Origin of the sequence: Prosthecobacter debontii (assembly GCF_900167535.1) — a bacterium.
Taxonomy (GTDB): domain Bacteria; phylum Verrucomicrobiota; class Verrucomicrobiia; order Verrucomicrobiales; family Verrucomicrobiaceae; genus Prosthecobacter; species Prosthecobacter debontii.
The window spans coordinates 1-13,286 of record NZ_FUYE01000010.1 but is presented as its reverse complement, the minus strand read 5'-3'; the positions used below and the strand labels follow the sequence as shown (position 1 = coordinate 13,286).

At 55.0% G+C, this 13,286-nt stretch carries 10 protein-coding genes; 5 read left to right on the top strand and 5 right to left on the bottom strand.

Annotated features, from left to right (window positions below; translation table 11 throughout):
* Positions 1-9: 9 nt before the first annotated feature.
* Genes B5D61_RS15140 through B5D61_RS15130 form a run of 3 tightly spaced genes read right to left on the bottom strand, consistent with a single transcriptional unit; the run spans position 10 to position 3,367 of the window.
* Positions 10-1,299: an SAM-dependent methyltransferase gene (locus tag B5D61_RS15140; RefSeq protein WP_078814254.1), complete on the bottom strand. Its 1,290-nt coding sequence runs from the start codon at positions 1,297-1,299 to the stop codon at positions 10-12.
* On the bottom strand, positions 1,296-2,096 hold the full coding sequence (locus B5D61_RS15135) for a DUF1365 domain-containing protein (RefSeq protein WP_078814253.1): 801 nt from the start codon (positions 2,094-2,096) through the stop codon (positions 1,296-1,298). Before B5D61_RS15135 ends, B5D61_RS15140 begins: the two co-directional genes overlap by 4 nt.
* Positions 2,090-3,367, bottom strand: coding sequence for an NAD(P)/FAD-dependent oxidoreductase (locus B5D61_RS15130; protein ID WP_078814395.1), 1,278 nt, complete (start codon positions 3,365-3,367; stop codon positions 2,090-2,092). Before B5D61_RS15130 ends, B5D61_RS15135 begins: the two co-directional genes overlap by 7 nt.
* A 197-nt stretch (positions 3,368-3,564) precedes the next feature.
* Here B5D61_RS15130 and B5D61_RS15125 point away from each other — a divergent pair, with 197 nt between their 5' ends.
* Genes B5D61_RS15125 through B5D61_RS15115 form a run of 3 tightly spaced genes read left to right on the top strand, consistent with a single transcriptional unit; the run spans position 3,565 to position 8,410 of the window.
* The gene (locus B5D61_RS15125) at positions 3,565-6,657 is read left to right on the top strand and encodes a PVC-type heme-binding CxxCH protein (protein WP_078814252.1); all 3,093 of its coding nucleotides are present in this window, start codon (positions 3,565-3,567) and stop codon (positions 6,655-6,657) included.
* Positions 6,658-6,695: 38 nt separating this feature from the next.
* Entirely contained in the window at positions 6,696-7,667 is a 972-nt protein-coding gene (gene hemB, locus B5D61_RS15120) for a porphobilinogen synthase (RefSeq protein ID WP_078814251.1), read from the top strand.
* 2 nt (positions 7,668-7,669) lie between these two features.
* Complete coding sequence (locus B5D61_RS15115) at positions 7,670-8,410, top strand: uracil-DNA glycosylase family protein (protein WP_078814250.1); 741 nt, start codon at positions 7,670-7,672, stop codon at positions 8,408-8,410.
* Here the strand turns inward: B5D61_RS15115 and B5D61_RS15110 are convergent.
* Positions 8,407-9,129 (bottom strand): metallophosphoesterase family protein, encoded by a 723-nt coding sequence (locus tag B5D61_RS15110; RefSeq protein WP_078814249.1) that lies wholly within the window; start codon positions 9,127-9,129, stop codon positions 8,407-8,409. The genes B5D61_RS15115 and B5D61_RS15110 overlap by 4 nt on opposite strands.
* A gap of 43 nt (positions 9,130-9,172) precedes the next feature.
* Entirely contained in the window at positions 9,173-11,407 is a 2,235-nt protein-coding gene (locus tag B5D61_RS15105) for a M48 family metalloprotease (protein ID WP_078814248.1), read from the bottom strand.
* Between the two features lie 136 nt (positions 11,408-11,543).
* On the opposite strand from B5D61_RS15105, the gene B5D61_RS15100 reads away from it, so the two are divergent.
* Together B5D61_RS15100 and B5D61_RS15095 are read left to right on the top strand one after the other, a co-directional pair.
* Positions 11,544-12,005, top strand: a complete 462-nt coding sequence (locus B5D61_RS15100; protein WP_078814247.1) for a GreA/GreB family elongation factor — start codon at positions 11,544-11,546, stop codon at positions 12,003-12,005.
* A 1,043-nt stretch (positions 12,006-13,048) separates the two neighbouring features.
* The coding region (locus tag B5D61_RS15095) for a helix-turn-helix domain-containing protein (RefSeq protein ID WP_139373069.1) at positions 13,049-13,286 on the top strand (238 nt) is incomplete at its 3' end.

Below are 13,286 nucleotides of genomic sequence, written 5' to 3'. Positions count from 1 at the left end.
GCTCTGTGTTCAGCTCCAGGTTTGATGAAGTGAATAATTGTTAGGCCGTGTATAAACCGCCTGTACCACACTGATGTTCCGAGTGGCAAAAGCTGCTTCGCAGTATTTCAGATAGAAATTCCACTTGCGGATGAATGGCTCGCTGAAACCAAGCCGACGCACCTCGTCCAGCTGTGCATTGAAGCGTTCATACCAAAGATTCAGTGTCTTGGCATAACCAGCTCCCAGATCTTCAAGGCCATGCAGGAACATATCCCCTGTTTGGTTGATGGCCTGGTTAAACCGAGCCAGACTGAGGAGTAGCGAACCGGGGAAAATATGTTTCTGAATCCAATCAACTCCTTTCACCAGGTTGGAATAACGGCAGTCTGGCACGGTGATGACCTGAAATGCCAATAGACCTTCAGGTTTGAGTAGCTCGTGACACTTGGCAAAGTATCCGTTCAGATAGGACTCACCCACAGCTTCCAGCATTTCAATGGAGGCAATTTTATCAAATTGGCCGGTGACATGACGATAATCCTGAAGTCGGATCTCGATCAGATGCTCCAAGCCTTCGCGTTTCACTCGTTTTTGAGCGTAGTCGAATTGCTGTTGGGAGATTGTGACTGCAGTGACACGACAGCCATGCTCACGGGCTGCATGGGTACAGAAACCTCCCCAGCCGCATCCAATTTCCAGGACATGATCGGTTGGCCTGAGCTTAAGCTTCTGGCATAGAGCCTCGTATTTGCTGAACTGGGCCTCCTCGAGACTTTGATGAGCATGCTCAAAACGAGCGGCAGAATAGGTCATCGTCGCATCCAGCCACAGCGAATAAAAATCATTCCCAAGATCGTAGTGCTCCGAGATGTTACGTCGGCTCATCCTCACGCTGTTAGGGCGTAAAAGATGGAACACTCGATTGATTCCCTTGAGGAAATTCATGCCACTGAGACGGGTGGACGAAGCTCGGCTACCTTGCTGATGAGCGATGTTGCGGATGAACCATGAAATGACTGCCGCGATGTCATCGGTATCCCAATCCTCGGCGACGTAGGACTCCCCGAAACCGATGTTGCCATAGAGAGCGCAATGCCGAAAAAACTCGAGGTTTCTCACTCGCATCTCGGCCTCGATCTCCGCACCTGATTGCCCCAAGTGATACTCTCGACCGTCTGGCAAAGTCATGCGCAGAGCACCCAGCGAAAAACGGCTTAGCTGCTTCATCACAAGCTTTTCATAAAGTCCAATCCGGGTCTTAACCTGACTTTCGGTATTGGCGACTGCTTCGGGAAGGATGAGCGAGGTCGAGTTCATGGTTTAACGGAGGCGATGGATTGATGCGGGCGGTAGAGACCGGTTTGGAGTTCAGGACAGGCTGCTTTGCGGTAAACCTTGAGCCCTTTGATCCAAAGGCGAAGCGCATGCCAATGGATGAGAAACATGACTCGCAGCGTCAGCAGCGGATAACGCACAGCACAGCTCAGTAAGGCGCTGTCAGTAAGCTCACGGCGTTTGCCTTTCAGGGCGGTCAGAATCACCCGCTCATCGCCGCGCCGATCATCGATATGGATGTTCAGTTTCTCGTTAGGAACAGGCAGCTTAAAATCAAAGTTGAGCTCCAAGTCAAAGAACGGCGACACGTAGAAGTGCTTCGGCGTGATCAGGCGAAAACCCTGTCCATCCTGTTGATCCGCCACATAAGGCTTCTGCTCATGAAAGGTGTTGGTCACTTCGGCTACTGCATACAGGGGCCGGTCGTCGGCATCGAAGCAGTAATAGAAGCAGACGGGGTTAAACACATACCCCAGCACACGAGGGAAGGTCAGCAGTCTGATTCGATGAACCGTTGAAATGTCTTTCCCATCTTTCTCAAGGATCGCCAAGAGATTAGCCCGGACATCTTTTTGACCGAGGCTGATGTGATCCGTGTCAAAGAAGGAAAACAAGCTAGCTCGGTTTCTTTTGAAGAGCTTGAGCTGATGGCTCAAGGAATCCAATTCATCGAGATCCAGCCACAAGTAAAAGAGACGGTATTCGAAGTGATGAACCTTGGGACTGAGCCTGTGGTGCATCACTTCACATTCGTAGATGGCTGACTTGATCTCTACCATGGCTCTTCCCCCAAAAGATCGCGGCAGAGATTCACGGCCGACATGAACCCGTCTTCATGGAAGCCATAGCGGAACCAGGCTCCACAGTAATAGGTGGTCTGGTTTTTCGAAAGGCGGTTGAGCTCAGGTAGCCGCTTTTGAGCATTCACCGCTTTCAGATCGAAAAGCGGATGCTCGTAAGAGATTCGGCGGATGACCTTCTCCTCCGCCACTTCGTCCGGTGCATTGATGCTGACGAAGTAGTTGTTTTTTTGAGAGACTCCTTGCAGCAAATTCATCCAGTAATGAGTGCTCGGCTGAATCACCCCATTCGGCTTGAACCGAATGTGGTAGTTCCATGAGGCCCAGCATTTGCGGGTGCGCGGCATGAAGCGATCATCCGTATGTAGAGTCGCGATATTCGACTGATACTTGAAGACTGGTAATAACTCCTCTTCGAGAGGCGTTGGTTCATCAAGCATCTTCAGGGATGTCGGCGCATGAGTTGCGAGGATGACTTTGTCATAGGTCTCCGGCAACTGTCCCTCCGCATGCACGGTGACCTTGCCTTCCCGACGCTCGATCCGCTGGACGGCTGTTCTGAGGCGGATGCGATCTTTAAACGGAGGAATCAATCGACGCACATACTGGCGAGATCCATCCACGACGGTCCACCAGGGGTGCCGATTTTTCATACCCAAGAACCCGTGGTTAAACCAAAAGTGCATCAAGGTCCGCGCGGGAAAATCCATCATCAGTTCCGGTGGTGTGGACCACACCGCACTTCCCATAGGTAAAATATAGAGGTTCAGGAAATCCTGTCCGTAACCACGTGCTTCCGTGTATTCCCGAAGTGACATTTGCTCGAACCGAGGATCGTTCATGGCTTGCACCGTCTCCTCATTGAACCGCTGGATTTGCAGCAGAAACCTCCAAAATCGCGGACTCACCAGATTCCTGCGCTGCCCAAAAAGCGTGTCGAGATTCTTGCCGTTGTATTCATAGCCCGTCGAGTCATGCCGAAGGCTGAAGGACATATCCGTCCGTTTCGTTTCGACGCCTAGCTCACGAAAGAGGCGGCAAAGGAGGGGATAGGTCTGGTGGTTGAAAACCATGAATCCCGTGTCGATTGGCACCTCCTCACCATCTTCGCACACCGTGACGGTATTTGTATGCCCTCCCACGTAATCTGCGGCTTCGTAGAGAGTGATGTCAAACTTTTTGTCTAATAAATAGGCACATCCGAGCCCGGATATCCCTGTGCCAATGATGCATAGACGAGGTTTCGACATGAAATTGTATATGTTTTGTCGAGCTGTTTTTCGCTTGCCGACGCAATCTGGATTCAAAGCTTTTCTCGGGATGATAAAATTGGGTGCCAGGCTTTCACGATCGGCTTTCTGCCATTGCCAGGGATAAAAGTATTTGTTCCTATCATCCCCCAACTGGACGCCAAGATTCGCTAGCACGTTGGTTTTAGGCACTTTCTATGATGAAACTATTTGGCGTCATTTCTTTTGTCTGGGTCGGATCACTCATGGCCGCCCCACCTCCTGCGGACGGCATCAAGTCCGTCACGACGCATGCTGAGGCCTATGGAGCCACGAAGAATGCGGTGGCGGTAGACCCTGCCAAGGATCTCCCGCGTTATCCTGCGGTGGAGCCGAAGGATGCGGTGGCGAGGTGGGAGGTGAAGAAAGGTTTCCGGTTGGAGCTGGCGGCTCATGAACCCTTGGTGAGAGATCCCATCGCGGTTTGCTTCGATGAACGTGGGCGGATGTTCGTCTGCGAGATGATTGACTACTCGGAGATGCGTGATGTGACTCCGCATCTCGGACGTGTGTCGGTTTTAGAAGACAAGGATGGCGATGGCTTTTTTGAAACAGGCCAAGTCTTTGCGGATAATCTCCCGTGGCCGACTGGATTGATCTGGGCCAAGGGGGGCCTTTATGTCGGAGCGACTCCTGACATCTGGCGCTTCGAAGATCAGGATGGCGACGGCAAGGCGGAAGTCCGTGAGAAGGTTTACACGGGCTTCGGCACCGGCTTGAAAATTCTCAATGTCCAAGGCCTCATGAACAGCTTTCAGTGGGGTCAGGATAACCGCATCCATGTGTTAGCCGGAGGTGGCAACCGTGGAAAAATCAAATGCTTCAAGAACCCTGAACTTCCGGAGGTGGAGTTGGGCGGGAAAGATTTTTGGTTTGATCCATTAACCCATGAGTTCGGTCTGGAAGCCGGTGGTGCTCAGTATGGCATGAGCTTTGATAACTACGGTCGCAAGTTCGGCTGCTCCAACTCGGATCACCTGCAATACTGGAGCTACGATGAAAAGTATCGGACGCGGAATCCCTTCTATTCCATGCCTCCGGCGCGCAAAAGCATCGCCGTGGATGGCGGCGCTGCAGAGGTCTTTCGCCTGAGTCCCGATGAGCCCTGGCGGATCATCCGTACCCGCTGGCGTATTGCGGGTGTGGTGAAGGGGGCCGTGGAAGGCGGGGGGCGTGTGAGTGGTTATTTCACCGGCGCCACGGGCACCACGATTTATCGTGGCGATGCTTATGGGCCAGACTTCCTGAACAACAGCTTCACGGGCGATGCAGGTGGTCAGCTCATTCATCGCAAAACCATTCGTTATGCCGACAATGGCATCGATCTCTTGGGTGAACGTCCAGCGGATGAGCGGGGCTATGAATTTGCCGCGAGTGACGACACTTGGGTTCGTGTGGTGAACTTCGCCAACGCTCCCGATGGCCACCTTTATGTGTGTGACATGTATCGGGAGATCATTGAGCATCCCTGGGCCATTCCGGACGAAATCAAAACTCATTTGGATCTGAATAGCGGCCGCAATCGCGGTCGTATCTGGCGCATCATTCGCGAAGATTCCGCCCCAGAAAAAGGTGCCTATCGCACTCAGCCAGCCCTGGACGAAGCCAGCACTCCAGAACTGATTCAAACCTTGGGGCATTCCAACGGATGGCATCGCGATACCGCCGCACGATTGCTTTATGAAAAACAGGATAGGGCAGTGGTGCCGCTGCTCTTTGAAAACCTTGCTAAAGACAGTTCACCTTTGGCCAAGATCCATACCTTGAACGCCCTCGATGGCTTGCATGCTGTGGATGTTCGCGCGGTTCAAATCGCCTTGGTATCAATGGACCCTTTTGTCAAAGAGAAGGGCATCAAAGCTGCCGAGTCACTCATCCAGGCAACACCAACAACGGCAGATACGCTGTTGCCATCGCTGCTTAAACTCGCTGAATCAGACGACTCGAAGCGAGTCCGTTTTCAGGCCGTGCTTAGCCTGGGCAGTTTGTTCGGAAGCGGATTGCGGCCGAATCCTGACGCAGCGGATGACGCCATCGTTAGGCTGTTTGCTCAGCTTTCCAAAGCCACCAACGCAGGAGCTGACAAATCCCTTCAACCCGCCCTTTTGAGTGCGCCTGCGGATTTGATCACGGCAACACTGATGCTTCGCCTCGCCACAAATGAAGGTGGTGATGATGATTTGATTCCGATGTTTGAGATCGTGGCTGCGCGTGACGTTCCGGAAGATCGTCAGCGACTCCTTGCCTCCTTGGTGGCCATGAAACCCGCTTCCCAAGTGAAGCTTCTCAAAGCCTTTGCTCAAGGATTGAAACACGCTGGCACTTCCATTGCCAAAGTGGATAGCCAAGGGCAGTTGAGTGTCGTCTTTACCCAAGCGGCCGCAACGGCAGCCGATGAAAAGGCGGCAGAAGCTTCACGCCTGGAGGCTATTGCTCTCTTGGCTCTAGCGACCAAAGAACAGGCTGAAACGACTTTGCTGGCCTGCCTGAAGGAAACTCAAGGCGAGATCATTCAAACCGCCTCCATTGCGGCCTTATCCAGTTTGGGCGGAAAGCAGACAGCAGCGCATTTATTGGCTTCTTGGAAAGGACTGAAGCCGAAGTCACGAGAAGCGGCTCTGGCTGCCATGATGGTGCGGGAAGACAGTGTGAAGACACTCCTTGAATCTCTTCAGAGCAAGGATTCCGCTGTCTTGCCATCGGACTTCTCGGCCTCCCAAATTCAAGCCTTGGCGAAGCACAAGAGTCCGCAGATCGCCACGCTTGCCAAACAAGTTCTGGCTTCCGTTATCCCGCCTTCACGCGAAGAGGTGGTGAAAAAATTCCAGCCTGCGGTCGCCATGAAAGGGGATGCTCAGGCAGGGAACATCGTCTTCCTGTCTCGATGCCTCGCTTGCCATGTGGCGAATGGGCAGGGGATCGAAGTGGGGCCGAACATGACCACGGTCAAAACCCGCGGCCGCGACGGTTTGCTCACGGCCATCTTGGAACCTCACAAGGAAGTCGCCTCCCAATACATCGCCTACACGGTCAACACCAAGGACGGACAAACGCTCTCCGGCATCATTGCCCGCGACGATGCCAACAGCATGACCTTGAAAATGATGGGGGGAGCCGAAATGACCATTCAACGTTTCAATATCCAAGGCAGCCAGTCGGTCGGTCAAAGCCTGATGCCCGAGGGATTGGAGCAAGGCATGAGCCTGGACGACATGGCGAATCTGCTCAGCTTCATCGAAGCCGTGAAGTGAGGATTTGATCTCCCTCGCTCGCCCGCCATGATGAAGGCATGAATTTACCCATCCGTCCGCGTCGTAACCGACAGTCTCCCGCCATTCGCGATCTCGTTCGCGAGACGGTTTTGACGCCAGGAAACCTGATCTATCCGCTGTTCCTACAGGATGGGAGTGACAACACGCCCATCAGTGCCATGCCGGGCTGCCAGCGCTGGTGTGTGGAGGATCTGGTCAAGGAAGCGGGTGAAGCTCACGCGTTGGGCATTCCTGCCGTGGTCTTGTTTCCACGCATCCCTGACGAGCTCAAGACGTCTGGAGCCGAAGAGTCTTATAACGATGAAGGGTTGGTGCCTCGTGCCATCAAAGCTCTGAAAGCAGCCCATCCAACCTTGATGGTCATTACCGATGTAGCGCTCGATCCGTACAACAGTGATGGGCATGACGGATTGGTGGCCACCGATGGGCGTATCCTCAATGACGAGACCGTCGAGGTTCTCTGTCAGCAAGCCCTCTGCCATGCCCGAGCCGGTGCGGATATCGTCGCTCCTAGCGACATGATGGATGGCCGTGTCGAAGCGCTGCGTGAAGCCCTGGACGATGCAGGATTCACTCAAGTCTCCATCATGAGTTACACGGCCAAGTATGCCAGCGCCTACTATGGTCCGTTTCGCGGAGCTTTGGACTCAGCTCCGAAAGCTGGGGACAAGAAAACCTATCAGATGGATCCGGCCAACGCTCTGGAAGCTCTGCGCGAAGCCTCCTTGGATGAAGCGGAAGGGGCCGATATCTTGATGGTCAAACCAGCAGGTCCTTACCTGGATATCATCACGCGTCTGCGCGACGCCACTACCCTGCCGATTGCCGCGTATCAGGTCAGTGGTGAATACCTCATGATCAAAGCCGGAGCCGCCGCTGGCTGGTTGGATGAAGACAAAGTCGTGATGGAATCGCTGCTGGGCATCCGTCGCGCCGGTGCCAACATGATCCTCACTTACTTCGCCAAAAAAGTCGCCGCTGTCCTGTAATCATGTCCACTTCAGCTCGACTCATCCAAGCAGCCCGAGATCTCAATGAGGGACTCCTGGCGGTCAATTTCGAACCTCCGACGGCCTATGTGTATCGGCCGCTCGATTATGCCCGCGCTCCTCATGAACTTTACCTGAGCCGTTATGGTGAGGGGCAAAAGCGCGTCGTCTTTGTGGGGATGAATCCGGGGCCCTTTGGGATGACTCAGACCGGCGTGCCTTTCGGCGAAATTGCTGCCGTGCGAGATTGGATGAAGATTGAAGCTCCGGTCGGGAAGCCCGACAAAGAACACCCGAAGCGTAAGGTTACTGGCTTCGCCTGCAAAAACTCCGAGGTGAGTGGACGCCGTCTCTGGGGGCTTTTTGCCCAGCGTTTTGGAAGTCCTGAGAGCTTCTTTCAGGAACACTTCGTCGCCAACTATTGCCCGCTGGTTTTCATGGAAGAAGGTGGCCGGAATCGAACCCCGGACAAACTGCCAGCTCATGAGACCGAAGCCATGGAAGCTCTCTGCGATAAGCATTTGAGAGACGTCATTACGATCTTAGAGCCCGAATGGGTGATCGGGATCGGTGGCTTTGCGGAAGAGCGTGCCTTGCGTGCCCAAGAGAGCTTAAAGGGTAAGGCGCAGTTCAAAGTGGGGCGTGTTCTCCATCCGAGTCCCGCGAGTCCATTGGCCAATCGCGATTGGGCAGGGGAGGCAACCCGACAACTGATTAAGCTAGGAATTTGGAAAGCAGCCTAACTGGGTTTGATGATTTGAGTTGGTAACTGGTAGGATAACAAGTCTAGATCAGCCAAGGAAAGTCGTTTGATTTGCCCAAGTTGGTTGGCCTGAACAAACTCTCCCGTTGCCACATCCATGCAAGTCAGCCAGCCCTCACCATAGGCCCAGGTGTCCAGGCAAATAGCCCGTGGGCGTAAGCCCGGCACACCGTCTTTTTGAGCGGTATGGCCGCAAATCATCGTCTTACCTGACACATGGGGGAAGCTGTCATCGAAGCGTGTCCAAAACAGCCAATCGTCGCTTTGCTCGCTGAGCGGATAGACTGAATTGGCATTGGCATGGACGAAGATGTGCTGTTCTGTTTCCCAGTATCGCAGGCCGCGTTCCTTGAGAAATTCAATATGCGCTGCTGGCACATCTGCCCAGGTGGGCGTTTGACCCTCAGCCACATAAGACTGCATCGTCTCGCGTCCGCCGACTCTGAGCCACGCCTCGGCATCGAGCTGCTCGGTGATTGCATCGAGAAAGAGAATCTCGTGGTTCCCAATAAGAGGCTTGAGCTGTGTGGTTTTTTCAAGGCTGATCAATGTGTCCAAAACTCCTTTGGAGTCGGGGCCTCGGTCCACATAGTCGCCTAGAGTGACGAGTATGTCATCGCTCCCAGGTTGCACCACATCCAGCAGTGTTCGGAGAGCGATGGAGCAGCCGTGGATGTCTCCGATAGCCAGGATTCGCATCAGTCCACCTTGGCTCGGGCAAGCTCAGGCGTAAACCTGATTTTCAAGGAAGTCTAGACTTCGGCGTAAGCGGTTGGCTATCGTGCATTTTGGCATACTCTTCGGGCATGAGCAGTTCTGCATCGGCTCCTAAACTCATCGGCCCTAGAAAATGCAGTTCTGTCTTCTCGGCAGCTTCTGCCAGCCAAGCATAAGCCTTGTGGTAGAGTTGGAGGAAGCGATCGACAAAGGGCGCAATCAGCTCCGACGTGTCGGCGGCCATCTTGCTCGCCAGGGCCTTGGTATCGGCCGCAGCGCTGGGATTCATGGAGACGCTGATCGGTTCCGGGAGTTTTCCTTGTAGCAAATGATCGGTCAGAGGAATTGCACGCCGATTCATCGTGAAGGGATACATGGCACCGTCCATGGAGGAGAGAATCTGCCTGACCAGATTGTTCATCTTAGGCACGACGGACTGAAGCGCTGCGAAGTAATTGTGGGTATCATCCAGGCTCGTGTGGCGCGCCCCGAGTGTCTGGAAGGCGAAGAAGGTGGTTAGGAGTTCTCGAAAGCTGGGTAGAGAGCCCGCCATGGCTTCATAGATGGAAACCCAGGCAGGTAGGTCGTTACGACGCTCGATCAGGGCCTCATCCAGCAACTCTTTCTCACTCCACCAGAGCAGCCCCAGGGCAGCGGCAAATCGACTCTCCAGTTTGGCTTCGTAGGCGGCGAGAGAAGTCTCCATGTGCTCCATCAGCATGCGCTGGCGAGCGGCTTCACTGCGTAGAGATTGAGGCGAAGAATCATCGGTTCCAAACTGAATACGGGAGATCGTGAAACCGGCTAGGCTCAGGACAGCTGCCGCCTCCAAATCACGACGGCGCTGCCAGGCTAAGTTCCACTCCTGAAGCGCCAGCTTGAGCCGACTGCCCCATTGACGAATCTCCTCACGCACTCGGGTCACTTCTTCCTGAAGCTGTAGCCTTCCAGGTGACACTTGGTGGGTATTGCCCAAGCCGCACATCGCGCGTTCGGGATGCGCCAGGCCGCCAAAATACCGACGAATGGCGACGAGGGACTCATCCTCTCGTCGATTCTGATGAATGACTTCTTCGTCGGCCACCAATCGCATTTCATGCAAATTGATGCCGAGCTCATGTTGATAGTAGAAGCAGGTCACTTGGCGGGAGAGATCGACAAACCCGCGCACCAAGGCAGCCGCAGGGATGTTTTCAGGCAACCCTTCTGTGATCGTCGCTCCACGAGGGGGCGTAGTCGATTCCTTGGCCTCCTCAGCCTTACCACCTGAGGCCAGATTTCGACTGACATGCCGGGCGATCAGTAGGGCCAGATTGTCCGGCAGACGATGCTGGCTGACACCGCGCTGGATCTCGGTTCGCGAAGCGTCCCACGCGTTTTGAAGATGGTCCATTTTCTCGCGCAGCTTCTTCCAACGGCTTTTGCCAATCAGATTGACCCCGGCAGCATCTGCCCCTGAGGACAGCCGCGCTAAAGCGGCCAGACTGATGAGACGTGCGGCGATGACGAAGAGTGCGAAGGGAACTTTAGCCACGCCCATCCACAAGCAGGTGGCAACACGCACAAGACGTTGGGTCGCCGTTTCTTTGGACTTGCCGACACGCATCTCCATCTCCCAGGGATCCCGCTCATGCAATGCTCGGTAAAACCAGACGTTCAATTCCCGCACCAAATGAGAAAAGGTCGTTCCTAACCCCCCGGCATTCATGGCCAACTCCCGGGCGAGCAAAGCAGCGAATTCTCGGGCGTTGACCACTGAAACCACGGGAAGACCAATGTGCAAGATCAGCTCCCCCCCCGTGACGCCCAGCACGCCATCACGCACCGAGGACCGAATGCTGGTGGTGGTATCAAACCAGATTTCCTGAGGCGGATCTAGACGCAGATGCCAGCACAGCTCATCGACCAAAGCAAACAAGCGGGACTGATTGGCCGGAGCCATCTGCAGCGCCACATGGTCGGCGCGAGGCTTCGGCAGCAAGGGCCGCAGCATAAAGATCCAAGTGGCTGCACCCGCAGCAATGTAGGAGAGGGGCAGGATGTCCTGCCACTTCCACGTCTCCGCTAAGGCCAAGTAGGTCGTCCATTCAAAGCCAAGCCAACCGACAAAGAACCCGAGAACCACGACCACGAGGAGATAGCCTAATGGCAGCATCAGCGTCAGGCTGCTCGTGATGAGCAGGAGCAAAAAATGAAATGGCCCGCGCCATGGAGTTAGGCGCACACGCTTTTTGGGCTGAGCGGCGGGGGTATCGGGCATTTCGGGAGATGTAGATAGAAATAGCTTAAAATTATGGAAATTAAAGCATGATGGGAAATTTTTGCATTTTGCTCGATGTGCCGCTTTTGGACGTCTTCGATCTTGACGTTTTGAGCCTGCTTTCCAACTCAGACAGATGAACAAAACCGCTGTCGTCTCCGCCATTGTCGAGGCTCTAGGCCAGGAACTCGCTGCACTGACGCGCGGGGCTCGTGCCTCCTTTGCCGCCGCCACCGATCCCGACAGCCGCGCGGAGAATAAGTATGACACCCGCACCCTGGAGGCCTCCTACGTGGCCCGGGGCCAGGCCCAGCGCGTGGCGGAACTCCAAGAGGCCGTGCACCAGTTCCAGGTTCTCTCTCGGCAGCCTCCAGCCGTCATGGACAGGGTCGGCCTCGGCTCCCTCGTCACCCTGGACGGCCAGCATCTGCACTTCATCGGCCCAGGGGCAGGGGGCACCGAGATTCAGGTGGAGGGCCAGGAGATCCTCCTCATCACACCCGCCTCGCCGCTGGGGCAAAAGCTCATGGGAAAAAAAGCCGGTGACCATGTTGAAGTCCGCCCGGGCCTCACCTTCCAGGTCTCTGCCATTCTTTGAAGCCAGGGCCAAGGGCTGTCTAGGGGGTGTTTTAAAATTCGGGAGAGGCTCGCCCTTGAGAAGGTGCTGCAGAGCAAGGCGAACGCCGATGGGGCTATGGATACATAGCTCCGAGCTGTTCAACGCAGCTATTCGGCACCTTCTCAAGGGCCCTCCGGGTTGAGTCAGAACGAAGGCCATGGCGGCGTTGCTTCGCTGGGCCAGTATCGCAGAGGATATAGGCACGGCGCTCACGCCTTGCCCTGACCTCCGTTCTGACTCAACGAGCTCTTCCCCAATTTTAAAACACACCCTAGGTTCATAGTGGCTGAAATGAGCCCTTTGATGCCTTTTGTAGAGCTTTTGCATTTTCGCCCCCTTCCGGGTCGAAAAAGCATCCCAAACCGTTGCCATTAAACGGATTGCCCCCGTTGCCCGATGGCTCATCCCTGGCTCGAAACGGCTCCAAAGCACAACACGTAGCCGCCGTTGCCAAACGGTGGTCTTCTCATCCAAGTGATGTGGGCACCCTGTCCCGCGCCTGCGGTGATCCTGCCCGCAGGTGAACGGGCTTTGTTCGTCTCCATCCGCCCGGAAAACCGACCCTGCGGCCAAGAGTGGCCGCATCACCTTTCCATTCACACCACCGTCCCCCGGCCACGCTCTTGCGAGCGCGGCGACGTCCCGCACGCCTTGCGACGCCGTGAACCGCACCTTCCATGGGCGTTCAATGAATCTCGCAGCCCCAGCCTGCCTCGCCCGCATCATCTCCACCCAGACCTTCCGATGATGCCGATAAACCACTGACCGATGCTGTTCCATGCTCATCCCCCGACCGGGTGGGTTAACCTCCGGCGATGCAAGCGGATTGTGCCGTCGCCAAGCCGTTGAGGCGGCGGGTTCCACAGCCGTTTCCCGATCCTGACACTTTTGAGCAGAACGTGCCCCCCGACAATCCCCGCTCTTGTCTCCATTAGCCCTCAGCATGTCACTTTCTTGAATAGGGTTAGAGCATATTAAATAATTCTATAGCGTAACAAGAGGGAGTGTGAGATAGTCTGAGCATGGCCACTCTTTCTCTGGATTTACGTGAACGTATCGTCAAAGCCTATGATCAAGGCGAGGGCACTCAACCCGAGATCGCTCGCCGCTTCGATGTGTCTTTAGGCATGGTCAAAAAGCTTCTTCAGCAGCGCCGCAAGACCGGTTGTATCAAAGCACGTCATCATCGCGCCGGACGCAAGAAAACCATTGTCGCCGAGCATCGCATCGCCATCCGCCAGCATCTCAAGGCCAAGCCTG

Bases quoted from the DNA above. Each gene is read 5' to 3' on its own strand.
- B5D61_RS15140 (WP_078814254.1), bottom strand. From the start codon at position 1,299: ATGAACTCGACCTCGCTCATCCTTCCCGAAGCAGTCGCCAATACCGAA.
- B5D61_RS15135 (WP_078814253.1), bottom strand. From the start codon at position 2,096: ATGGTAGAGATCAAGTCAGCCATCTACGAATGTGAAGTGATGCACCAC.
- B5D61_RS15130 (WP_078814395.1), bottom strand. From the start codon at position 3,367: ATGTCGAAACCTCGTCTATGCATCATTGGCACAGGGATATCCGGGCTC.
- B5D61_RS15125 (WP_078814252.1), top strand. From the start codon at position 3,565: ATGATGAAACTATTTGGCGTCATTTCTTTTGTCTGGGTCGGATCACTC.
- hemB (WP_078814251.1), top strand. From the start codon at position 6,696: ATGAATTTACCCATCCGTCCGCGTCGTAACCGACAGTCTCCCGCCATT.
- B5D61_RS15115 (WP_078814250.1), top strand. From the start codon at position 7,670: ATGTCCACTTCAGCTCGACTCATCCAAGCAGCCCGAGATCTCAATGAG.
- B5D61_RS15110 (WP_078814249.1), bottom strand. From the start codon at position 9,129: ATGCGAATCCTGGCTATCGGAGACATCCACGGCTGCTCCATCGCTCTC.
- B5D61_RS15105 (WP_078814248.1), bottom strand. From the start codon at position 11,407: ATGCCCGATACCCCCGCCGCTCAGCCCAAAAAGCGTGTGCGCCTAACT.
- B5D61_RS15100 (WP_078814247.1), top strand. From the start codon at position 11,544: ATGAACAAAACCGCTGTCGTCTCCGCCATTGTCGAGGCTCTAGGCCAG.